Source organism: Amycolatopsis pithecellobii (genome assembly GCF_009707865.1).
In the GTDB taxonomy this organism is placed as follows: domain Bacteria; phylum Actinomycetota; class Actinomycetes; order Mycobacteriales; family Pseudonocardiaceae; genus Amycolatopsis_E; species Amycolatopsis_E pithecellobii.
The window spans coordinates 20,969-43,477 of record NZ_WMBA01000034.1; the positions used below are offsets into that span (position 1 = coordinate 20,969).

At 70.7% G+C, this 22,509-nt stretch carries 21 protein-coding genes; 14 read left to right on the forward strand and 7 right to left on the reverse strand.

The window, feature by feature from the left end:
- The first annotated feature begins 4 nt into the window (after nucleotides 1–4).
- From GKO32_RS20970 to mptB, 8 genes are all read left to right on the forward strand, one after another.
- Nucleotides 5–814 carry a choice-of-anchor P domain-containing protein gene (locus GKO32_RS20970; protein WP_154758587.1) on the forward strand — a complete coding sequence of 270 codons (810 nt, stop codon included), beginning with the start codon at nucleotides 5–7 and terminating at the stop codon, nucleotides 812–814.
- Nucleotides 814–1,401: a class F sortase gene (locus GKO32_RS20975; RefSeq protein WP_154758588.1), complete on the forward strand. Its 588-nt coding sequence runs from the start codon at nucleotides 814–816 to the stop codon at nucleotides 1,399–1,401. The genes GKO32_RS20970 and GKO32_RS20975 overlap by 1 nt, the downstream gene beginning before the upstream one ends.
- Nucleotides 1,402–1,572: 171 nt before the next feature.
- The gene (locus tag GKO32_RS20980) at nucleotides 1,573–2,331 is read left to right on the forward strand and encodes a hypothetical protein (RefSeq protein ID WP_154758589.1); all 759 of its coding nucleotides are present in this window, start codon (nucleotides 1,573–1,575) and stop codon (nucleotides 2,329–2,331) included.
- 164 nt (nucleotides 2,332–2,495) lie between these two features.
- Nucleotides 2,496–4,232: an ABC transporter substrate-binding protein gene (locus GKO32_RS20985; protein WP_246244238.1), complete on the forward strand. Its 1,737-nt coding sequence runs from the start codon at nucleotides 2,496–2,498 to the stop codon at nucleotides 4,230–4,232.
- Between the two features lie 2 nt (nucleotides 4,233–4,234).
- Entirely contained in the window at nucleotides 4,235–5,248 is a 1,014-nt protein-coding gene (locus GKO32_RS20990; RefSeq protein ID WP_312868256.1) for an ABC transporter permease, read from the forward strand.
- Nucleotides 5,245–6,123, forward strand: coding sequence for an ABC transporter permease (locus GKO32_RS20995; RefSeq protein WP_154758591.1), 879 nt, complete (start codon nucleotides 5,245–5,247; stop codon nucleotides 6,121–6,123). Before GKO32_RS20990 ends, GKO32_RS20995 begins: the two co-directional genes overlap by 4 nt.
- Entirely contained in the window at nucleotides 6,120–7,757 is a 1,638-nt protein-coding gene (nikE, locus tag GKO32_RS21000) for a nickel ABC transporter ATP-binding protein NikE (RefSeq protein WP_312868257.1), read from the forward strand. Before GKO32_RS20995 ends, nikE begins: the two co-directional genes overlap by 4 nt.
- Before the next feature lie 14 nt (nucleotides 7,758–7,771).
- Nucleotides 7,772–9,364 (forward strand): polyprenol phosphomannose-dependent alpha 1,6 mannosyltransferase MptB, encoded by a 1,593-nt coding sequence (gene mptB, locus GKO32_RS21005; RefSeq protein WP_154758593.1) that lies wholly within the window; start codon nucleotides 7,772–7,774, stop codon nucleotides 9,362–9,364.
- Here mptB and GKO32_RS21010 read toward each other — a convergent pair.
- From GKO32_RS21010 to GKO32_RS21020, 3 genes are read right to left on the reverse strand one after another with little or no spacing between them, the layout of a single operon-like run.
- Entirely contained in the window at nucleotides 9,333–9,758 is a 426-nt protein-coding gene (locus GKO32_RS21010) for a TIGR03668 family PPOX class F420-dependent oxidoreductase (RefSeq protein WP_154758594.1), read from the reverse strand. The two genes, mptB and GKO32_RS21010, sit on opposite strands and share 32 nt — an antisense overlap.
- A gap of 39 nt (nucleotides 9,759–9,797) precedes the next feature.
- A complete protein-coding gene (locus GKO32_RS21015) occupies nucleotides 9,798–10,691 on the reverse strand; it encodes a S66 peptidase family protein (protein WP_312868259.1) in 894 nt (297 codons plus the stop codon).
- Nucleotides 10,688–12,598 (reverse strand): prolyl oligopeptidase family serine peptidase, encoded by a 1,911-nt coding sequence (locus tag GKO32_RS21020; RefSeq protein ID WP_312868260.1) that lies wholly within the window; start codon nucleotides 12,596–12,598, stop codon nucleotides 10,688–10,690. The genes GKO32_RS21015 and GKO32_RS21020 overlap by 4 nt, the downstream gene beginning before the upstream one ends.
- 223 nt (nucleotides 12,599–12,821) lie before the next feature.
- Here GKO32_RS21020 and GKO32_RS21025 point away from each other — a divergent pair, with 223 nt between their 5' ends.
- The 6 genes from GKO32_RS21025 (at nucleotide 12,822) to GKO32_RS21050 (ending at nucleotide 17,816) form a co-directional block, all read left to right on the forward strand.
- On the forward strand, nucleotides 12,822–13,397 hold the full coding sequence (locus GKO32_RS21025; RefSeq protein WP_154758596.1) for an Rv2134c family protein: 576 nt from the start codon (nucleotides 12,822–12,824) through the stop codon (nucleotides 13,395–13,397).
- Nucleotides 13,397–14,200 carry an Rv2133c family protein gene (locus GKO32_RS21030; protein ID WP_312868261.1) on the forward strand — a complete coding sequence of 268 codons (804 nt, stop codon included), beginning with the start codon at nucleotides 13,397–13,399 and terminating at the stop codon, nucleotides 14,198–14,200. The genes GKO32_RS21025 and GKO32_RS21030 overlap by 1 nt, the downstream gene beginning before the upstream one ends.
- On the forward strand, nucleotides 14,185–15,036 hold the full coding sequence (locus tag GKO32_RS21035) for an aminoglycoside phosphotransferase family protein (protein ID WP_312868262.1): 852 nt from the start codon (nucleotides 14,185–14,187) through the stop codon (nucleotides 15,034–15,036). The genes GKO32_RS21030 and GKO32_RS21035 overlap by 16 nt, the downstream gene beginning before the upstream one ends.
- A 55-nt stretch (nucleotides 15,037–15,091) precedes the next feature.
- Nucleotides 15,092–15,898 carry a DUF3097 domain-containing protein gene (locus GKO32_RS21040; protein WP_312868264.1) on the forward strand — a complete coding sequence of 269 codons (807 nt, stop codon included), beginning with the start codon at nucleotides 15,092–15,094 and terminating at the stop codon, nucleotides 15,896–15,898.
- 73 nt (nucleotides 15,899–15,971) lie between these two features.
- Nucleotides 15,972–16,403: an NfeD family protein gene (locus tag GKO32_RS21045; RefSeq protein ID WP_154758599.1), complete on the forward strand. Its 432-nt coding sequence runs from the start codon at nucleotides 15,972–15,974 to the stop codon at nucleotides 16,401–16,403.
- A gap of 30 nt (nucleotides 16,404–16,433) precedes the next feature.
- Nucleotides 16,434–17,816, forward strand: coding sequence for an SPFH domain-containing protein (locus GKO32_RS21050; protein WP_166459670.1), 1,383 nt, complete (start codon nucleotides 16,434–16,436; stop codon nucleotides 17,814–17,816).
- Nucleotides 17,817–17,868: 52 nt separating this feature from the next.
- Here the strand turns inward: GKO32_RS21050 and GKO32_RS21055 are convergent, their stop codons facing one another.
- The 4 genes from GKO32_RS21055 to GKO32_RS39205 form a co-directional block, all read right to left on the reverse strand.
- Nucleotides 17,869–19,212, reverse strand: coding sequence for an MFS transporter (locus GKO32_RS21055; RefSeq protein WP_154758600.1), 1,344 nt, complete (start codon nucleotides 19,210–19,212; stop codon nucleotides 17,869–17,871).
- Between the two features lie 79 nt (nucleotides 19,213–19,291).
- Nucleotides 19,292–19,828 carry a CGNR zinc finger domain-containing protein gene (locus GKO32_RS21060; protein ID WP_312868265.1) on the reverse strand — a complete coding sequence of 179 codons (537 nt, stop codon included), beginning with the start codon at nucleotides 19,826–19,828 and terminating at the stop codon, nucleotides 19,292–19,294.
- A 115-nt stretch (nucleotides 19,829–19,943) separates the two neighbouring features.
- A complete protein-coding gene (locus GKO32_RS21065; RefSeq protein ID WP_312868267.1) occupies nucleotides 19,944–21,245 on the reverse strand; it encodes a tyrosine-type recombinase/integrase in 1,302 nt (433 codons plus the stop codon).
- A gap of 61 nt (nucleotides 21,246–21,306) precedes the next feature.
- Nucleotides 21,307–22,491: a serine hydrolase domain-containing protein gene (locus tag GKO32_RS39205; protein ID WP_246244225.1), complete on the reverse strand. Its 1,185-nt coding sequence runs from the start codon at nucleotides 22,489–22,491 to the stop codon at nucleotides 21,307–21,309.
- Nucleotides 22,492–22,509 lie beyond the last annotated feature (18 nt).

Here is a 22,509-nt window from a genome sequence, read left to right on the forward strand (position 1 = left end):
TCTCATGCGGCTTACCGTGCTGCGCTCCTGCGGTGTGCTCGGCCTCGCGGCCGGCACGTTGCTGGCCGGCGCACTCACCCCCGCCACTGCGGCCACCGGGCCGGGCGAGGGTTCCGCCTACGGCGCGTCGGCGAGTGTGTCGCTGCTGCCGGGCGTGCTCGGGCAGGCCGGGCCGACCGTGGACACCGGCCGGCTCGCGCCCTCCAGCACCGCGGGCCCGGCCGGCGCCTCCGTCGTCGACGCGCCGCTGCGCGGCCTGGTCACCGCGCGGGCGATCACCAGCTCGGCCCAGCACGACCCGAAAACGGGGCAGGTCAACGCGAAGGCCTCGATCGTGGACGCCACACTGCCGGTGCTCGCCGGGCTCACCGGCGGCACCCCGTCCGCCGACGTGATCAGCGCGACCTGCACCTCGACCGCCGACGGCGTCACCGGTAGCGCCCAGGTCGCCGGGCTCGACCTCGGCAGGCTCGGCAAGGTCCCGGTCGCGGCGCCGCCGGACACCACGCTGAGCGTGCCCGAGATCGCGCAGGTGATCGTCAACGAGCAGGTCCGGCACAACGACGGCAGCCTCACCGTGAACGCGCTGCACCTCAAGCTGCTCGGCGGGCAGCTCACCGGCGCGCTCGGCACGGGCGACATCGTGCTGTCCTCGGTGACGTGTGGCGCGGCCACGGCGGTCACCACACCCAGCCCCACGCCCACCACGGCCGCCCCCGCCGGCGGCTCGAACGGCACCGGGCAGGTCCGTGTCGTCCCGGCGGGCGCCCCGCAGACCGGCGACGGCAGCCTCGCGGCCCTGAGCGGAAACTGATGCGGCGCAACGGTTTCCGCCACTGGGCGGCGGTGCTGCTCGCGGTGTTCGCGACGGTGCTGCTCGCCGGGTGCGGTGCGGACGCGGTCCCCCCTGCCGCGCCCGCACCGGCGCCGTCGTCGGCCCAGCAGCCGGCGACGGCGCCGCCCACCTGGGTGGACCTGCCGAGTATCAGCGCCCACTCGAGTCTCGTGGAGCTCGGGCTCAACCCGGACCGCACCATCGAGGTGCCGCCGGTGGACCAGCCGTTGCAGGCAGGCTGGTACCGGTACAGCCCGGTGCCCGGCCAGGTCGGGCCCGCGGTGATCCTCGGGCATATCGACGGCAACCACCAGAAAGGCATCTTCTGGCGGCTGCGCGACGTGAAGGCCGGCGACCAGGTCCGCATCGGTCAGGCCAACGGCGCCGCGCTCACGTTCGCGGTGACAAAGGTCGACCAGGTGGCGAAGAAGGAATTCCCCACCGACGCGGTCTACGGCGACACCCCCGACCCCGAGCTCCGCCTCATCACCTGCGGCGGCGCCTACGACGCGGCGAACCGGAACTACCTCGACAACGTCATCGTCTACGCGAAACTGGCGAGCTGACGGGTTCACTCCACCAGGTGGCGGCCACGGGGAACATTCGCCCAGATTAGGGTCTGGAGCGCGCGCACCGGAGAGAGTACAAAGACCGTAGGCAGGGACGCCGTATTCTTCCGCGTGGCCGCCGCCCGGCGCGCACCCCAGAACCCTTTCCCTCGAGAGAGCAGCATTTCGATGCCGAGGACTTTGTCGGAACCCGAGCACATCACCTCCGCGATCGCCGCCGCCGGGCGAGCCTTGCGCACCGGCGACCAGGCGTGCCGGGCCGAACCGGGCCGCGGCCGGATCGACGTGGTGCTCGGCGACACCGACCGCGAGACACTCGCCGCCTGCGGTGCCGCCGTGCTGAACATGCAGCTGACGTTGCGGGCCCAGGGGCACGCGGCGACGGTGGACCTGTTCCCCGACCGCACCCGCCCCGAGCTCGTCGCCGCCGTGTCGATCCGCGCCACCTGCATCCCGAGCGCGGCCGACGGTGCGCTGGCGGGCGCGGTCACCGGGCTGCACGAGCACGACGGCCCGTTGCCCGGAAACCTGTTGCCCGCCAACGTTCGCACGACGCTGGTGCGCGCCGCGGCTCGCGAGGAGAGCGAGCTGGTGTTGTTGGATCCCGCCGCCGAGGTCGGTGCGCTCGACCGCCGGCTCACCGAGGCGGGCTGGCTCACCGGGCGGCCTCGCGGTGGTCTGCTCGCGGTGCTGAATTCCCACAGCGATTCGGTCCGCGGCCAGTTGCAGGCGGGCCGCGCGTTGCAGCGGGTGCTGCTCACCAGTCACGTCCAGGGCGCGCCGGTGGTCGTGTTGCTGCGGCCGGAAGCCGTGCAGAAGGCGCGGCCCGAGTTGCGTGTTTTCCTTGGCGGCCAGGTCAATCCGCAGGCGGTGCTCGAGTTCGGGTACCAGCCGCCGCCGCTGCCCGAGCAGCGCCGCCGTCGCTGACCCCAGTGGTCCAGACCTCGAAGGTAACGAAGCGCGGTCAGATATTGCGCGGATAACCGCGTATGTGGTTACTTTCTCGCCTCAGGGGAGTCGCGGGAAGGTGGGACCAGGTGCGGGTGTCCACACGATGGCGCGCCGGTGTGGCGGTGCTGGCGGTGACGGTCATGGCGGGCCCGGTCCCGGCCCAGGCACAGCAAGGCGCGGTGCTGCGGGTCGCGCTCGTGCAGGACGTCGATCATCTCAACCCGTTCCTCGCTTCGTTCGCGTCGAGCACCATGATCGGGCGGCTGTCGTGGGAGTTCCTGACCCTGCCCTCGGCCGAGGACAACACGCCCAGCCCCGGGCTCGCCGAATCGTGGACCACCTCGGCCGACAAGCTGACCTGGACCTACCGGATCCGCCAGGACGTGCACTGGTCCGACGGCGAACCGGTGACCGCGAAGGACGCGGCGTTCACCTTCAACCGGATCATCACCGACGACAAGGCGCAAGAAGCCAACGGCACCTACGTCGAAAACTTCGCGAGCGTCACCGCGCCCGACGAGCACACCCTCGTGATCACCACGAAGGCGCCGCAGGCCAGCATGACCGCGCTCGACGTGCCGATCGTGCCCGAACACGTCTGGGCCGGGATCCGCGACATGGAGGATCCCCGGACCGACTCGGTGCCGGTCGTCGGCGTCGGTGACGGGCCGTTCCTGATCACCGAGTACCGCCCGAACGAGCTGGTGCGCCTGAAAGCCAACCCCGAGTACTGGCGCGGCAAAGCCCGCTACGACGAGCTGCAGTTCATCACCTACAAAAACGCCGACGCCGCGGTGAACGCGCTGCGCAACGACGAAGTGGACCTGGTCAACCGGCTCACCTCGACCCAGTTCGACGCACTGACCGGCCAGCCGGGGATCACCACGAACAAGGCGACCGGCCGCCGCTACCGCGAGCTGCTGATGAACCCCGGCGCGCAGACACTGGCCCGCCGGCCCATCGGGGACGGGAACCCGGCACTCACCGACGTGCGGGTGCGCAGGGCGATTGCGCAGGCGATCGATCCGCGGACGCTCATCGACAAGGTCCTCGGCGGCGACGGCCGGCTCGGCGGCGGGCTGCTGCCCACGGCGTACCCGAAATACCACTGGGACCCGGCCGACGCGCAGCGTTACCGGTTCGACCCGGCCGCGGCGAACGCCGCCCTCGACGCCGCCGGCTACCTCAGGGGCGCCGACGGCAGCCGCACCGGCCGGGACGGCGCACCGCTGCGGCTGCGCTTGCTCGGCAAGGCGAGTGAGGATTTCTCCCAGCGAGCGGCCGATTATGTGGTCAGCTGGCTCGGGGCGATCGGCATCGGCGTCACGAAACAACTCGTGTCGGACAACGAGGTCGACGACCGCACCAACGCCGGCACCTACGATCTGGCCTTCTCCGGCTGGGGCACCAGTCCCGACCCGGACTACACGCTCGCGAAGCAGAGCTGCGGGGCGCTGCCGGCCACCTCCGGCAGCAGCAGTAGCGCCTCGTTCTTCTGCGACCCGCAATTCGACGCGCTGTATACGCAGGAAAGCGCGGAACTGGACCCAGCGCGGCGCGCGGACCTCGTCAAGCAGGCGCAGGCCCGCTACTACGATCAGGTGCCCAGCTTCGTCATCGACTACGACAATCCGCTGGAGGCCTACCGTTCCGACCGGTTCACCGGGTTTCCCCAGCAGCCCGCGCACACCGGCACGATCATGGAACAGAGCGGCTACTGGGGTTTCTACGGCGCCGTGCCCGCGGCACATTCCGGCGGTGGCAACGGGTTGCCGGCCGGCGCGTGGGCCGGGATCGGAGCCGCGGTGCTCGTCGTGGTCGCGATCGGCGGGGTGGCGGCAGCGCGGCGGCGGTCCTCCGCGGACGACCGGGAGTAGCCGTGACGGACACCCTCACCGGCGCCGCCCTGACCGGCGAGCGGCGCGCCCGTTATGGCACGGCCCGGTTCGTGCTGGGCAAGCTCGGCGCGGCGGTCACCAGTCTGCTGCTCGTGGTGGCGCTGGGTTTCCTGCTGTTCCGGATGATCCCCGGTGACCCGGTCGCGACGATCACCCGCGACCGGCCGACCAGTCCAGGGCAGATCGCGCAGCTGCGGGAGCGCCTGGGCGTGGACAAGCCGCTGTGGCACCAGTTTTCCGGGTACCTCGCCGATCTCGCCCGCGGTGATCTCGGCACATCGTTCGGCTACAACCGGCCGGTCGCCGACCTGATCGCGGAACGGTTCTGGCCCACCGTGCTGCTCGTCGGCACCGCGACCGTGCTCGCGGTCGCGCTCGGGCTGTGGCTCGGGGTGCGGGCGGCATGGCGCCGCGGCAGCGTGTTCGACCGCACCCACACCGGTGTCGCGCTGACGTTGTGGTCGGTGCCGCAGTTCTGGCTCGGTCTGCTGCTGCTCATCGCCACCCACGGGTTGTTCCCCAGCGGCGGCATGCGCTCACCCGGCGCCGGGCCGGGTTTCCTCGCCCAGGCCGGGACGATCGCCTACCACCTGGTGCTGCCGTGCGTGACGCTGCTGGCGGTGCTCTACGCGCAGTACATGCTGGTGATGCGTTCGTCGCTGCTGGCGGAGATGGGTGCCGACTACCTCACCACGGCACGGGCGAAAGGGCTGCGTGACGATCTGGTGCGCCGCCGCCACGCGGTGCCCAACGCGCTGCTGCCGACCGTGACGCTGGTGTTCCTGCAGTTCGGCATGGTCGTGTCCGGCACCGTGACGGTGGAGACCGTGTTCTCCTGGCCCGGGCTGGGGCTGTTGACCTACGAGGCGCTGCGCGTGCCGGATCTTCCGCTGCTGCAAGGAGTTTTCCTGGTGCTCGCCGGTTCGGTCATCGTGCTGAACCTGATCGCCGAGCTGCTCTACCGGGTGCTCGACCCGCGGGTGCGGGCCCGATGACCGCGCTCGTGTGGCAGCGCCGCCGCGCGGCCGTCATCGGCGGGTGGCGGGCGTTCGCCGCACACCGCGGGGGACTGGCCGGGCTGGGGATTCTTGCGCTCATCGTGGTGCTCGCGATCCTGGCGCCGGTGATCACCGACCCGGCCGGGCTCGATGTGACCGGCGCGCCCGGCCGTCCACTGCAGCCGCCCAGCGGCCGGTTCCCGCTCGGCACCGATATCGACGGCCGGCCGGTGCTGGTGCTGACCCTGTGGGGTGCCCGGGTGTCGTTGCTGGTGGGGTTCGCCGCGACGATCCTGTCGGTGCTGATCGGCACCATCGTCGGTATCGCGTCCGGCCACTTTGGACGGTGGGTCGCCGCGATCCTGTTGCGATTCACCGACTTCTTCCTGGTGCTGCCGTCGCTGGTGCTGGCCATCGCGCTGTCCACCGTGCTGCCGCAAGGCATCGCGACGATCATCCTCGCCGTCGGCGTCACGTCGTGGCCCACCACGGCGCGGCTCGTGCGGGCACAGACACTGACCATCGAAGCCCGCCCGTACATCGAACGCGCAAAGGCACTCGGCGGCGGACACGCCCACGTCATCGGCACACACGTGCTGCCGGGGGTGCTTCCGTTGGTACTCGCCAACACCACGCTCGTAGTCGGCAATTCGATCATCGCCGAGTCCACATTGTCCTTCCTCGGCCTGGGTGACCCGAACGCGGTGTCGTGGGGCTCGATGCTGCAGCGCGCCCTGTCCTCGGGTGCGGTCACCGGCGGCGCATGGTGGTACCTCCTCCCGCCGGGACTGGCGATCGTGGTGATCGTGCTGTGCTTCACCCTCGTCGGCCGCGCGCTGGAAAACGTCGTGAACCCCGGGCGGCGCCCGTGAATCCCTTGCTGGAATTGAGAAATCTCGGCGTCACCTACCGCACCGGCGACGGTGAGGTGACGGCCGTACGTGGCGTGAACCTGCGGCTGGAGTCGGGTGACACCCTCGGTCTGGCGGGGGAGTCGGGCTCGGGCAAGTCGACGGTCGCGATGAGCGTGCTGCGGCTGCTGCCCAAGTCCGCGCGCGTGACCGGGGACATCCTGCTGGGCGGCGAGGACGTGACGGCGATGCGCTGGGGTCGGCTGCGCGCGGTGCGGTGGGCGGAGGCGTCGGTCGTGTTCCAGGGCGCGATGCACGCGCTCAACCCCGTCCGCCGCGTCGGCACGCAGATCGCCGAGCCGATCCGGCTGCACGCGCGGAAACCGCCGTCCGAAGCCGAAATCACCGCCCGCGTGGCCGAACTGCTCGAGCAGGTGGACCTGCCGGTGTCGCGCGCCGGCGCGTACCCGCACGAGCTGTCCGGCGGGCAGCGCCAGCGCGTGATGATCGCGATGGCGCTGGCCTGCCGGCCCCAGCTGATCATCGCCGACGAACCGACCACCGCGCTGGATGTCGTCGTGCAGGCACAGGTGCTCGACCTGGTGCGCCGGCTGGTCACCGAGCAGCGGCTCGGGCTGATCATGATCAGCCACGACCTCTCCGTGCTCGCGGCGACCTGTGCCCGCATCGCCGTGCTGTACCGGGGCGAAGTCGTCGAGGAAGGGCCGGGCGCCCAGCTGCTCGCCGCACCGGAACACGACCACAGCCGGGCGCTCGCGGCCGCGTTCCCGGTGGTGGGTGACCCGGCGTCCCGCTTCGCCCCGGCCACGAGTACCCCGTTGCCGCCGGAACCGGACCGCCCGGCCGCCTCCGAGGTGCTGCTCGCCGCCCGCGATCTGCGGGTCACCTTCGGGGACATCAACGCCGTGGCCGGGGTGGACCTGCAAGTGCGGGCCGGCGAGATCGTCGCCCTCGTCGGGCAGTCCGGCTCGGGTAAGACCACGCTCGCCCGCACCCTGCTGGGCCTGCAAAAGCCGACCTCGGGCGAGGTTCTGTTCGAAGGCAGCCCGGTCACCGCGCGCGGGCTGAAGGCGTACCGGCGTCAGGTGCAGCTCGTCCTGCAGGACCCGGCGAGCGCGCTCAACCCCCGGCACACCGTGTACGAGGCCGTCGCCGAAGGACCGCGCATCCACGGCCTGCCGGGTGACGAACGACAGAGAGTCATCGAAGCGCTCGAAGCCGCTGAACTCCGTCCGGCCCGACGGTTCCTGTCCCGCCTGCCGCACGAGCTGTCCGGCGGGCAACGCCAGCGCGTCGTGATCGCCGGGGCGCTGGCGCTGCGGCCGAGCGTGCTCGTCGCGGACGAGCCGGTGGCCTCCCTGGACGCGTCGGTCCGCGGTGAGATCCTCGGGCTCCTGCTGCGCCTGCGCCGCGAACACGGGCTCGCCGCGCTTGTCATCACGCATGATCTCGGGCTGGCCTGGAACATCGCCGACCGGGTCGCGGTGATGTATCGCGGCCGGCTGGTCGAGGTCGGTACCGTCGACACGGTCCTGCTCGACCCACGGCACGACTACACGAAGGCCCTCCTCGGCGCGTTGCCGGGTGGCGCGAAATCCGCCGCCGCCGCGAATCCGCTCCAGCGCGGTGTGTAATCTCCGGAAGCGAAATGGCGACCACCACTGACCCCGCGCCGGAGGTTCCCTCCCTGGCACCCGGGGCGCCCGACGAGGCGCACCGGGTACGCGCGCGCGTACCCTCCCGGTTCCCGTATCGCACCATTTCCCTCGGGACCATCGGCAGTGTGCTGTTGCTGCTCGGCGCGCTCGGCGCGGGCGGCGTCCTGATCCGTGACCCGGTCATCGGCACCGGGCCGCTGTCGTGGGTGCGGTACGGGCACGGCCGGATGCTCGCCAACGCGGTGCTCTACACCGGGTTCGGGCTCGTGGTGTGGGCGTGGGTGCGGCTGGGCCGGTACATGCTCGCCGGGCGGATCGGCAGCCGCCCGATCCTCATCGCCGCGGCGTGCTGGATGGGCCCGCTGCTGGTGTCGCCGCCGCTGTTCACCCGCGACGTGTTCTCCTACCTCGGCCAGGGCGCGCAGCTGCTGCACGGGCTCGACCCGTACGCGCACGGCCCGGCCGAACTGAATGTGCTGCCCGACGTCGTGCAGAACGTGCACCCGGTGTGGCAGACCACGCCCGCGCCCTACGGCCCGCTGTTCCTGCTGGTCGCCAAGGGTGTCGTGGCGCTGACCGGGGACGACGTGATCGCCGGGGTGATCGTCACGCGGCTGGTACTGCTGCTCGGTCTCGGCGCGATGGTCTGGGCACTGCCGCGGCTGGTACGCCGCCTCGGCGGGAAACTGCCGATCACGCTGTGGCTCGCGGTGGCCAGCCCGATGACCGTGATCCACCTCGTCGGTGGCCCGCACAACGACCTGCTGATGCTCGGTTTCCTCACCGTCGGTGTGCTCGCCGCGCTGGAAAGCAAGCATGTGGTCGCGATCGTGCTCGTCACCCTCGGCATGCTGATCAAGCCGACGGCCGCGGTCGCGCTGCCGTTCCTGGTGTGGGTGTGGGCGAACCACCTGCCCGGGGACAACCGGGGGCGTAACTTCCTGAAGGCCGGCGCGGCCTCGGTCGGCATCTTCGGGGTCGTGTTCGTCGTCGGCACCTGGGTGTCGCTCGGCTCGTTCAACCTCGGCTGGGTCGCCGGGCTGCAGGCACCGACGCTGGTCACGAACTGGATGAACTTCCCGACCGGGATCGGGCAGCTGGCGCACACCCTGGTGCACCTGGTGATCAACGTGCCCGAGTCGCCGTTCATCAACGTCGCGCGGCTGCTCGCGGTGGCGGCACTCGGGGTGTTCGCGGTCCGGCAGTGGTGGAAGTCGCGCTTCGGCGGCAACGAGGCCGTCTTCCGGATGTCGATGACCCTGCTGGCCACCGCGATCCTCGCGCCACCGACCCTGCCCTGGTATCTCACCTGGGGTTTCGTCGTGGCGGCGGCGTTCCCGTGGCGCCGGCGGCATCTGGCGATCGTCGTCGGGGTCGCGGTGTTCCTGGTGATGGCGTACTACCCGACCGGCGAGCAGGCGCTCTACGACTGGTGGTTCGTGGTGCTGATGATCGGCGTCGGCGTGTACGCCGCCGCCTCGCTGTTGCGCCCGGACCCGCTGGGCCTTCTCGGCGCGTGGCGGCGCCAGAGCGTCGCTGAGGGCGGCGCGGTCACCTCGCCGACCAGCTCCGCCACGACCTGACCTCCGTGCGCACCACCGGTCCCTCCGGGGGATGCTCACGGTACTGGGAATACTTGGCCTGCAAGGCTTCCACCGCGCTCGGCGCGGAGGCGAGGATGCGGGCGACGCCGTCGGCGCGGACCCACCACAGGCGTGACCAGTCCTCGTCGTAGCCGTCGGCGAGGAAGCTGACCGCCGGGTTGGCGGCGATGTTGCGCAACCTCCGCAGGTTGGTGCTGCGCTTGGGTTTGTGGTCGACCGCGAACACGATCGCCCCACCGTCGAGCGCGAACGTCACGGGCACCAGATGCGGCACACCCGACGCGTCGGCGGTGGCGAGCCGGGCGACCCGGGCGGCGGCGAAGCGGGCTTTACTGATGCGACCAAAAGTAGGCGGACATCGAGCAGTCCGCAACGTTGCTGCGCAGGCCGGATCGCCGTGGCTGTGGTCGCATCAGTAACGAACGGCGCAGTAGGGTCCACAGGTCAGGACTACCCCGTCGATGGTGGCGGGCACCCCGAGCGGGACGGTGACGGAACCGGGCAGGTGCCCGAACCCGGCCTCCCACAGCACGGGCACGCCCAGCGGGCCCAGCCGCTCGGCCAGTACCGTGCGCACTTCAGCCGGGTCACCACACCCGGTCCAGGAACCGAGCACGATTCCGGTCACGTCCGCGAACCAGCCGGCGCGCAGCAGCTGGGTCAGCATCCGGTCGAGCCGGTAGGGATCCTCGGCGACGTCCTCCAGGATCGCGATCGCCCCGCGCACCGGGCGATGCTCGGGAGCACCGACGCTGGAGGCGAGCAGGCTCAGGTTCCCGCCGGTGGTGATGCCGTCGGCGGTGCCCGGGACGAGGGTGTCCCGCGCGTGGATCACGACCGGCGTCCCGGGATCGAACAGGACGCGGTGCAGGTGCGCCGCCGCGTCCTCGTCCCACAGCGAACCGCCGGGCATGGGGGAGAACAGTGTGGGCACGCCGAGGTGGGCCGCGATCGCCTGGTGCAGCGCGGTGACATCGCTGGAGCCGGTGAAGATCTTCGGCCCCGCCGCCCGCAACGCGTCCCAGTCCAGCAGGTCCAGCATCCGCTGGGTGCCGTAGCCGCCGCGCGCACAGATCACCGCGGAGACGCTCGCATCCCGCCACGCCGCCTGGAAATCGGCCGCGCGGCGCTCGTCGGTGTCGGCGAGGTAGCGCAGCGCCGGGTGCCGGTTTCCCGCGGTGGCAAACCGTTTGACGGTCAGCCCCCACGTCTCCAGCGCCGCGGTCGCCCGGTCGAGCAGGTCCGCCCGCACCGGCCCGGCCGGGGTGACCAGCGCGACCGTGTCCCCGGCGCGCAGACCCGTCACCGGTGTAGCTCCAGCTCGGGCACACCTGGCGTGGCGAACCCGAACACCTGACCGTAGAAGGAAAGTTCGGCCTCCAGCGCGGCGATGATCGTCTCCGCCTTGCGGAACCCGTGCTGCTCCCCGTCGAAGGTCAGGTAGGCGTACGGGATCCCCTTGCCACGTAACGACTTCACGAACCGGTCGGACTGCTCCGGCGGACAGATCTGGTCGTCGAGCCCCTGCAGCACCAGCACCGGCCCGGCGAGCGAATCCTCGTGCGCCAACGGGGAACGCTCGACGTAGCGGCCCCGGGTTTCCGGTAGCGGGCCGATCAGGCCGTCGAGGTATCGGGACTCGAAGTCATGGGTCTCGCCGCCGTCACCGGTCCAGCCCGCCAGATCGAGGATCGGGTACTTGATCGTGCCCGCACCGAAAACGCGCTCCGTCGTCATCGCCGCCGCGGTGGTGAACCCGCCCGCGCTCCCACCGCGGATGGCCAGCCGCGCCGGATCCGCGAGCCCTTCGGCGACCAGCGCCCGCGCGACCGTGACACAGTCCCGCACATCGACGACGCCCCATTGTTCGCGCAGCCGCTCGCGGTATTCGCGCCCGTAGCCGGTGGAACCGCCGTAGTCGACGGCCACGACGCCGATGCCGCGGCTGGTGAAGTACGCGAAATCCAGGTCCAGCACCGGGAGGTTGCGGCCGGTGGGTCCGCCGTGGACATGCACGAGATACGGCGGCAGCTCCCCGTCCGGCCCCGTGTAGTCCACATTGGACGGTGGGTACAGGAAGGCCGGGATCTGTTCGCCCTCCGGGCCGGTGAACACCCTCTCCTGCGGTACCGGCAGAAAGCGCGCCGGTGGTGCGTCCGCGCCCGCGGCGATCGTGGTGACCGCGCCGGAGGGCAGCTCCACCCGGACGACGGCGCTTTCGGAGTCCGCCCCGGCCGCGATGCCCGCGACCCCGCCGTCATGTGCGGCGATCGAGGCCGCCCACCTCAGCCCGGGTGCGACGGTGGTGACCGTGGCGGCATGCTCGTCGAGCACCGCGAGCCGCCCGGAGTCCAGCACCGCGTGCCTGCGCTCGCCGAGCGGGACGAACCAGCGTGAGCCGGTCTTCCACAGCGCCCCGCCGAGTTCCCGCGCGACGGGCGCGAGGTTCGTCGTGGTGCCGTCGAGAGTGATGCGGTGCAGGTTCCACCAGCCGTCCGGATCCGCGAGCGCCAGCAGCGCCGACGGTGACTCCCATTCCACCTGGCACACCGAGACCCCGGCGCCACCGGCGAGCACCCGATGCTGGCCGAACGTGCCGTCGAGTCGCACCTCGGCTACGCACAGTTCCGTTTCGTCCCACGGCATCGCGGGGTGGTTCCAGCCCAGCCACGCGGCATGCTGTCCGTCCGGTGACAGCTGCGGCGCGGTGAGGAAATGGTGGCTCGCGGCGAGAGATCGGATTTCGCTGTACGCGAACGCGACAAGATCGCGGCGGATGTCGGTGCGCCGCGGCCCGGTGCTCGTCTCACGGACCGCCCACACCTCACCGCCGGTGCCACGCCGCAGATCACCGAAGCGAACGCCGTGCGGTGTCGCGGGTTCCGGCGTGACGGCCGAAACGTCACCGGTGTCCAGGTCGCGGAGGTAGACCCGCTGGTCGTCCCAGTGCGTGAAGTACAGCGAGCGCCCGGCGACCAGCCACGGGCGGCCCCCGTATTCGTGCAGCCTGTTGCGCGCGTTCCACGGTGCGGGCAGCATTTCCGCGCCGTCCGCCCGAACCAGCGCAATGCGCCCACCTTCGGCCGGCCGGGCCTCGGCCCACCACACCTCGCCATCGACCACATCAAGCCACTGCGGCCCGCCCCCAGCCGCGGCAGCATCCGCCGCACTGATCGGTGACAGCCAAGTTCCATACGGTGCAGTCCGAGCCACCCGCCGCACTCTAGTCGGCATTGGCCCGCGCGAGTTGAGCGTTGGGAGCGCGCGAGTTGAGCGTTGCGTGCGGCGGGAACGTGCAACTCGCGCAGCGGGAACGTGCAACTCGCGCAGGGCCGCGTCGGGTTCCGCCGCACGCACCGCCAAGCAAGTCCGCGCAACCGGTATCCCAGGGGGGCGGATGCCGATCATGAAGCGGTGGCTTAGGGTCGAAGGTGCCATGGCTCGTGTAATCCACGTTTTCCGTCAGCCCGACCGGTTCGTCGCAGGGACCGTCGGGGAACCTGGCGACCGCACCTTTTACCTGCAGGCGTCCGAGGATGTCCGCACCATCAGCGTCACCATCGAAAAGCAGCAGGTCGCGGTTCTCGCCGAGCGGCTGGCCTCGTTGCTCGAGGAGATCGCCAGCCGGTTCGGGGCCGATGTGCCCGAGCAGGTTCCCGACAACCTGGTCGATGTCGACCCGCTGACCGTGCCGGTGGAGGAGGAGTTCCGCGTCGGCACGATGGGGCTGGGCTGGGACGCCGAAAGCAAAGCCGTCGTCGTCGAACTGCTCGCCGTCACCGAGGGCGAGGTCGACGAGACGGTCGTGCTCGACGACACCGAGGAAGGCCCCGACGCGGTGCGGGTGTTCCTGACTCCCGCGGCGGCGCGCGCGTTCGCCGAGCGGGCCGACCGGGTCGTCAACGCCGGGCGCAAACCGTGCCCGTTGTGTGGTGAGCCGCTCGACCCGGCCGGTCACATCTGCCCGCGGCAGAACGGCTACCGCCGCGAGACCGATCTGGCCGGAGACTAGTGTCCACCTCCCCGAACCCCACCGACCCCGCCGCGAAGCACCTCATCGTCCACGGCAAGCTCGACGTCGAGGGCCGCCTGGTGGACGCCTCCAACGTGACCTTGTTCTGCGCGGTCGAACTCGACGGGCTGCGCGCGAACGCGGTGTACAAACCGGTCAACGGGGAGCGACCGCTGTGGGACTTCCCCGACGGCACGCTCGCCGGCCGCGAGGTCGCGACCTACCTGCTGGCGGACGCGACCGGTCTCGGCGCGGTCCCGCCGACGGTGCTGCGTGACGGCCCGTTCGGGGTGGGCATGGTGCAGCTGTGGATCGAGACCTCCGACGACGAGTTCATCGACATCCGCGCCCCCGAGGACGTGCCACCGGGCTGGCGTGTCGTGCTCCACGCCCATGACCGGCTCGGCGAACCCGCCGTGCTCACCCACGCCGACCATCCCGGCATCCGGGACCTCGCGGTGCTCGACATCATCGCCAACAACACCGACCGCAAGGGCGGGCATGTCCTCGCCGGGACCGATGGCCGCGTCTACGGCGTGGACCACGGCATCTGCCTGCACGCCGAGCCGAAGCTGCGGACGGTCCTGTGGGGCTGGATCGGTGACGCGCTGCCGGCCGAGGCGGTGGAGAAACTGCAAGCACTGCCGGAAAAGATCTACGGTTCCCTCGGCGAGGAACTCGCCGAACACCTGACCGGCCTGGAGATCAAGGCGATCTCCGACCGCGCGGAGGCGCTGCTGGCGGCCGGGGTGTTCCCGGAGCCGGGTGACGACTGGCGTGCCATCCCGTGGCCGCTGTTCTGAACCTCGACGCCGCCGCCCGCACCCGCTTGATCGAGCGATTCGGCCCGCAGGTCACCGCGTGGTGCGACGACCTGCCGGAGCTCGTGGCGCGCCTGACCCGCCGCTGGGGCCTGCGTGCCGAACGCGCCGCGGCGGGCAACACCGCCCGGACGTTGTTGTGCCGCAACGAAAGTGGCGAGCGGGCCGTGCTGAAACTCACCCCGGACCGCGCCATCGCCGAAGCCGAGGCCAGGGCGTTGCGTGCCTGGCGGGACTGCCCGCGGGTGGTGGATGTGCTGGCGGCAGATCTGGACGCGGGCGCGATCCTGCTCGCCGGCGTCGAACCCGGCACCCCGCTCACCGAGCGCGGCTGGACACACGAGGAGATCGACGAGCTCCTGCCGCCGCTGCGCGCCGTCGCGATACCGGACGGGTTCCCGCCGCTGGCCGACCGCGTGCGGTTCATGTTCGAGCTCGCCGGCCGGGGCGCGCACGGCGTCATCGAACCGCGCCTGATGGCGGCCTCGCGTGCCGCGTCCCTCGAACTCGCCACCGGCGGCCCGCGCGCGCTCCTGCACGGTGACCTGCACCCGGCCAACGTCCTCGCCGGACACGACGGGGTCATGGTGATCGACCCGCGTCCGTGCGTCGGTGACCCGGCATTCGACGCCGTGGACTGGGTTCTGCGCGCGGACGGCGAACTCGAGGACGCGATCGCCGCGCTGCCGTCACAGGATCCGGTCCGGCTGCGCCGCTGGTCGCAAGCCCTGGCCGTGCTCGTGGCGATCCGCCCGCTCCGGGAGCAGGGACCATCGGCGACCACCGACCGGCTGCTCGCGCTCGCCGCCGCGCTGTGAACTCCCGGCGTGGCGGCGCGACGCGACGGTGAATCCGGCGCTACCGTCGCGAATCGTGCGTTCCCATTCGTATGACGACGTCTTCGCCGCGCCCCGCAAACGGAAGATCCCGGAGGTCGCCGCCGAGCCGGGGCTGGTGGTCGAAGAACCGGGCAGCGGGTTCTGCGGCGCGGTCGTCCGGCTCGAATACGGCAACGTCGTGCTCGAAGACCGGCGCGGCAAACATCGCGTCTTCCCGCTCAGCCCCGCCGGGTTCCTGCTGGAGGGCAAACCGGTGACGCTCGTGCCGCCGAAGGCCACCGCGAAACCGGCCCGCACGGTTTCGGCGTCCGGGTCGGTCAAGGTCGAAGGCCTGCGGGCACGCACCGCGCGTGACTCGCGCATCTGGGTCGAGGGCAAGCACGACGCGGAACTCGTCGAACGCGTGTGGGGTCACGACCTGCGCGTCGAAGGTGTCGTCGTCGAACCGCTCGACGGGGTGGACGTGCTCGCCGGGCGGATCGGGGAATTCGGCACCGGCCCGCATCGGCGCCTCGGGGTGCTGGTGGACCATCTCGTGTCCGGCAGCAAGGAATCCCGGCTCGTCGACGCGATCACCGACGCGAACGTGCTGGTGACCGGGCACCCCTACATCGACATCTGGCAGGCCGTGAAACCGGCGGCCGTCGGCATCCGCGAGTGGCCGGTCGTGCCGCGCGGAACGCCGTGGAAGGAAGGAATCTGCGCCGCGCTCGGCTGGGGCGAACCCTACGAAGGCTGGCAGCGGGTGCTCGGCGCGGTGTCCAGTTTCCGCGACCTGGAGACCCCGCTCATCGGCGCCGTCGAACGGTTGATCGACTTCGTGACTCTGCCGGAAGGCTGAACCGCCGCCCGGCCCCGTGAACTTTTTGCGTGTTCACTGGCTGTGAGTGCTCACGATCTGCCACGATGAGCGCATGACACCGGCGCTGATCTGGCTCATCGCCGCCGTCGTGCTCATCGCGGCCGAGGTGGTCTCCGGCGACTTCGTCCTGGTGATGCTCGGCGCCGGAGCACTGGTGGCCGCCGGGACCGCGGCGCTGACCGGCAACGCGATCATCGACGTGATCGTGTTCGCCGCCGCGTCGGGGGGTCTGATCTGGCTCGCCAGGCCCGCGCTGAAACGCCGCTTCCTGCACGGGCCGCACATCAAGACCGGCGTCGCCGCCCTCGTCGGCACGCACGGTATCGTCGTGTCCACTGTGGACGGGCACGGCGGGCGGGTGAGGCTGGGTGGCGACGTGTGGTCGGCGCGCAGCTACGTCGAGGACGAACAACTCGAACCCGGCACAAAAGTGACGGTGATCGAGATTTCCGGTGCCACGGCCGTCGTGACCCCGGAGCCGTAACCAGAAAAACCGGTAGCAACAGGAGAGATCTTGGCAACCGCAGCGATCATCGTTGTCGCAATCATCGCCTTGTTCGTGATCATCACGATCGCGAAGGCGATCATGGTGGTGCCGCAGGCGCAGTCCGCCGTCATCGAGCGGCTCGGCCGTTTCCGCACGGTGGCCTCCCCGGGCCTGAACTTCCTGGTGCCGTTCCTGGACAGAGTGCGTGCCCGCATCGATCTGCGTGAGCAGGTCGTGACGTTCCCGCCGCAGCCGGTGATCACCGAGGACAACCTGACGGTTTCGATCGACACCGTCGTCTACTTCCAGGTGACCGACTCCCGGGCCGCGGTCTACGAGATCTCGAACTACATCGTCGGTGTCGAGCAGCTGACCACGACCACGCTGCGGAACGTGGTCGGTGGTATGACCCTCGAGCAGGCCCTGACCTCGCGCGACCAGATCAACAGCCAGTTGCGCGGCGTATTGGACGAGGCCACCGGCCGGTGGGGCATCCGGGTCGCGCGTGTCGAGCTGAAAGCGATCGAGCCGCCACCGTCCATTCAGGACTCGATGGAGAAGCAGATGCGCGCGGACCGGGAGAAGCGCGCGATGATTCTCAACGCCGAAGGCCAGCGGGAAGCCGCGATCAAGACCGCCGAAGGGCAGAAGCAGTCGCAGATCCTCGCCGCGGAAGGCCAGAAGCAGGCCACGATCATGGCCGCCGAGGCGGACCGGCAGTCGCGGATCCTGCGTGCCCAGGGTGAACGCGCGGCCCGTTACCTGCAGGCGCAGGGGCAGGCGAAGGCGATCGAAAAGGTGTTCGCCGCGGTCAAGGCGGGCCGCCCGACCCCGGAAGTGCTGGCATACCAGTACTTGCAGACCCTGCCGCAGATGGCGCAGGGCGACGCGAACAAGGTGTGGCTGCTGCCCAGCGACTACGGCAACGCGCTGCAGCAGTTCGCCCGCGCGTTCGCCAAGCAGGGCGACGACGGGGTGTTCCGCTACGAGCAGCCTGTCGACGACGCGAAGCCGCCGAGCTTCGACGACGACGAGGTGTCCAGCTGGTTCGACACCTCCACCGACCCGCGGATCGCCGAAGCGGTGCGGGAGGCGGAAAAGGTCGCGCGGCAGGAAGTTCCCGGACCGCTGGGCACGCCGACGTCGTCATCCGCGGCGAACGTGCTGCGCGGAACGTCCGGGCAGCAACCGCAGGTCGCGCCGGTGGACAACCCGCCGCCCGCGCCACCCGCCGCGCCGCCGCAGGCGCAGGCGCAGCCGGAACCGCCCGCGTCGCAGACCGGCCCGCAGCCGGGACTTCCGCTGCGCCAGCCGGGTCAGCACTACGGCACGCCGCCGGGCACGCCGCCGGGCGGCCCGTACCCGCCGCAGCAGCCTCCGCAGAACCCGGGTCAGCCGCCGCGTCAGTAAGCGCTTTCACCGCAACCGCCGCTCCTCACACCGGGGAGCGGCGGTTGCCGTTTCAGCGGGCGTAGCTGGCGTGGTCGCTGATGTCCGCTCGCGACCGGTCGGTGATGAACACGGCGCATAGCACCGTGACGACGACCGAGAACACGATGTACGCCGAGATGGAGAACGGCGTTCCGGTCACGTGCAGCAGCCAGGTCGCCAGCAGCGGTGCGGGGCCACCGGCGAACACCGACGCCAGCTGGTAACCCAGGCCCGCGCCGCCGTAGCGCAGATGCGTCGGGAAACTCTCGCCGATGAACGCCGCCTGCGGCCCGTACTGCATCGCGTGCGCGATCATGGACACGATCACGATGAGGAAGATCGCGACCATCCCGCCGTCCTTCAGCACCGCGAAGTACGGGAACGCCAGCACACCGGTGAACACCGCACCGGCCAGGTAGACCCGTTTGCGGCCGACCCGGTCGGACAGCTGTGAGAAGAACGGGATCGTGAACAACTCCAGCGCGGCCGCCACCAGCACGGCATTGAGCACGAACGTCTTCGAATAGTGGTGCTCGGCCACCACATAGATCAGGACATAGCTGGTGAACAGATAGAACGGCATCTGCTCGCTGAACCGCAGCCCCGCCGAGAGCAGGATCTCGCGCCAGTGATGTTTGATCGCGTCGGTGACCGGACTGCGCGAGATCTGCTGTTTCGCCACAGCCGAGGCGAACATCGGGGTCTCCAGGATGCGCAGCCGGATCACCAGGCCGACACCGACGAGCACGAAGCTGAGCAGGAACGGGATACGCCAGCCCCACGAAGTGAACGCCTGGTCGGACAGCAGCGCCGACAGCAGCGTCATGCCACCGGTGCCCAGCACCAGCCCGACCGGCACCCCGATCTGCGCGAAACTGCCCAGCAGCCCACGCTTGCGCTGATCACCCCATTCCATCGCCAGCAGCACCGAGCCACTCCACTCGCCACCGATCGCGATGCCCTGAACCAGCCGCAGGACAACGAGAATCACCGGCGCGGCAATCCCGATCGCGCTCGCTCCAGGCAGCACCCCGACCAGCGCCGAGGCCAGCCCCATCATCAGCAACGTGACAATGAGCGTGACCTTGCGGCCGATCCGGTCACCCCAGTAGCCGAAGATCGCCGCGCCGACGGGGCGTGCGGCGAACCCGACCGCGTAGGTGGCGAAGGACTGCATCGCGCCCGCATAACTGCTGGACGCGGGAAAGAACAGCTGCGGGAAGATCAGCGCCGCGGCCGTGTTGTAGAGGAAGAAGTCATACCACTCGATGGTCGTCCCGATCGCGCTGGCGACCGCGGCGCGGCGCACCTGGGTTCGCCGTTCGGTGGCCTGGCTGTCGATGACCTTGTTCGCTTCGTTGCGTCCGAGAACCATCCTGGCCTCCAGTGACCGACATCACTATGCGAGCCACGATTGCTGAGAAACCCGACAAAGTCCAGACCCAGACGGACATTCACTGTCGGCGGGCACCTGTGGGTAAGCGTTGTCGATCACGATGGTCCGCGACATGCACCCTGGTCGCGCACTGCGTGGAACAGAACCGGCGCCGTCCGTTACGGGAGGTGTCGACGAACACGATCCCGCAGCCCTCCCGCGCACACACGCCGAGGCGGCCCGGGTCCTCGCACACCAGATGCGCCAGCCCGCCCGCGGTGTGGGCGCGTACGCGCTGCGCCGGGCCGGCGTGCTCGCTCGCGTAGTGCAGGTGCGGCGGTTTGCCGTCATGGCGCGACACGTACGGGCTGCAGGCGGATTCGGCCAGCAGCCGGTTGATCAGGTCTACGCGAATGTCCACATCGGACTCCGCGAACACCGCGCGCAGCCGGTGTGCCCATGCGCCGAGTTCGGTGGCCTCGGCGGCGGTGAGGCGGCCGAGCGCCATGCCGGCGCCGCGCAGCGCACTCGTCATCCTCGCCGCGGGCGCCGCCCCGAGATTCACCAGCTCAGCCGCGGCGAGCGCCCCCGTCCCGCCGTAAGGGTTGAAATGCACAAACTCATTACAGCACGCTGGGGGACATGAGCGAAAGTCGTTGTCCCCGTTGTGGTTGCCCGCTGGCCGAACTGCTCGCCGATTCGCTACACCGGAGCGCGGACGGGCCGGTGCGCTACTGCCGCTGCCTGTGCGGAACCTGGTTGATCGAACTCCGCGGGGTGCTCGTCGCCGCGGCGTCCCGGTCCTGAGGCGAGTGCCAGGTCTCGGCGACCAGGTCGACCGCGCTGCGGGCAGGGTCACGTGCGGCGTGGTCATACACCCGCTGCGTGGTGTCGACGCTGGCGTGCCCGACGTCCGCCTGGACGTGCGCGAGCTGCGCGCCCGCTTCCACGGCGGCGGTGACGTAGAAATGCCGCAGCGCATGCGGGTGCATCGCGGCGGCCACATCGGCCAGTTCCGGGCCGGCCGCCGCGGCGCACCGGCGCAGTAACTGCCAGATCGCCTGGCGCTGGAAACGCCGCCCGGTGCGGGTCACCAGCAGCGGCCGTTCCGTGGTGCCACCGCCCGCCAGGTGTGGCTGCACCACGGTGGTCACCGGACGAGCGGTGGCCTGCAGCGCGGCCCGGTATCCGGCGAGTGCCTCGGCAGCCGGGGCGCTCAGGTAGACCACGCGGGTCTTCCCGCCCTTGCCGAAAACCCGCAGCGCGCGACGACCGCGCGTCACGTGCAGGTCGGGTTCGTTGAGCCCGCACAGCTCACTGACCCGCAACCCGAGCGTGAACAGGGCGACGATCGCGACGGCCCGTGCGGTGTCGAGCGGGCTGGCCCCGCGCCGCGGCGCCCCGGCCGCGGCATGCAGCGCCCGGACCTGGGTGGCGGTCAAGGTGACGGTGGCCGAGGTGCTGCTCGCCGCGGTGGCGAGTCCGAGCCGGCGCCGGTCGAGGGCCGCGGGGTTCGCGGCGACCAGCTCGATGTCGGCCAGATAGGCGTAGAGCACCTTCACGGTCGCCAGCATCCGGTCGCGGGTGGCCGCCGCCGCCCCACCGGTGGTGAGGTCCGCGAGCCAGCGTTTGATCTCGGTGGAGGTGACCACGGTCGGATCGAGGCCGCGGGTGGCGCACCACCGGAACCAGTGCAGGTGGCGCAACCGGCCCCGGGCCGCGGGCGGGGGAGCGGCCCCGGCAGCCGGACGGTCTTTCGCTATCCCGACCGCCTCGGCGTAGCGAAGGACCGCGTGCACCCAGCGTTCCCCGGCGTCCTCGACCTGCCCCCAGTCCGCGATATCGGAGGCGGATACCGGCAGCCCCAGCCCCTCGGCATACGTGCGGCGGGTCTGCACATTGCCGTAGCCCAGCAGCCATTGTTCGATTGCCTGCAGCAGCGCAGCCGGGTCGGCCACCCCCGGCCACAGCTGTCCTGCTGCCTCCAGCTCGGTACTCGCCGGTGTCAGGGCATGCCCCGCCGGTTCTCTCACGGTGCCACCTTGATCACGCGCGCACTGTAGCGCGGTGCCGCATGGCGTCCGGGCGCGTGTCTCACAACCGGTCGAGTGCGTGGCGCAGCGCTCGCGTGAGCCGGTTGGCCCGTTCGTCGTCCATCGGGGGCAACTGGTTGTTGAGGTAGGCGAAGCCGAGGTGTGCGTCGCTGTCGGCGAAGGCGAGCCCGCCATTGGCGCCGTCGTGGCCGAATGAGGTGTCCGACAACAGGGGCCGGGCGGGGAAGCCGTTGAGGAGAAACCCGGTGGAGTACCGGATACCGGGTTGCGCCACGACGCCGGGCCAGCTGGTGCCGTGGGAGCGAACGGTGCACGCGTCGGTGATGCTTTCCTTGGTGAGCAAGGGAGTGCGGCCGTCGGTAGGGGTGACGGCCGCACTGTAGATGCGGGCGAGGTCGCCGGCGGCGGTGATGCCGTTCGCGGCGGGGATCTGGGCGGCGTGCAGTGCGGGTGAGTTGAAGTCCAGCGTGCTGCCCGGGTCGATGAGGCGCGCCGGCAGGAGCCCGCCGAGGGTGACCGCCCGGATGAACGTGGGCATGGCGAGCACCTTCCGCATCAGCTCGGCCGCCTGCGACGAGGTGTCCGCGGGCGCGGGGGTGATGCGGGCGACGCGGGGCTGGACGTGGTCGGGTACCCCGATCCATGCCTGTGCGGCCAGGGGCGCCGCCAGGTAGTGCTCGAGCAGTGCGCCGGGAAGCTTGCCGGTGGCGCGGCGCAGGATTTCGCCGGTGAGCCAGCCGTACGTCAGCGGGTGGTAGGCGAAGGTGGTGCCCGGGGTGAACTGGGGCCGGGTGTTCTCGATCGCCGTGATCACCGGGGTCCAGCGGGTCAGGTCGGCGAGGGTGAGCTCGGTGTCGAGGGCGACGACGCCGGCCCGGTGGCAGAACACGTCGCGGATCGTGGTGGCTTCTTTGCCGTGGGCCCCGTATTCGGGCCACAGTGTGGTGACGGGCGTGTCGAAGTCGAGCAGCCCGTCCTGCTGGGCGAGGTAGCCGCACAACGCCATGAGCCCTTTGGTCGCCGAGAACATCACGGCGAGGGTGTCACGGGTCCACGGCGCGCCGGTGGTGGCGTCGGCGAGGCCGGCGTGCAGGTCGATGACAAGGCGGCCATGGTGGTACACGGCCACGGCGGCACCGGTTTCGAGCCCGTGGTCGAAGTGGGCGCGGAAGGCGTCGGCGACGGAGCCGAATCCCTCGTCGGCGAATCCGTGCAGGTCGGTCATGGGGGCATCCATCCGCTT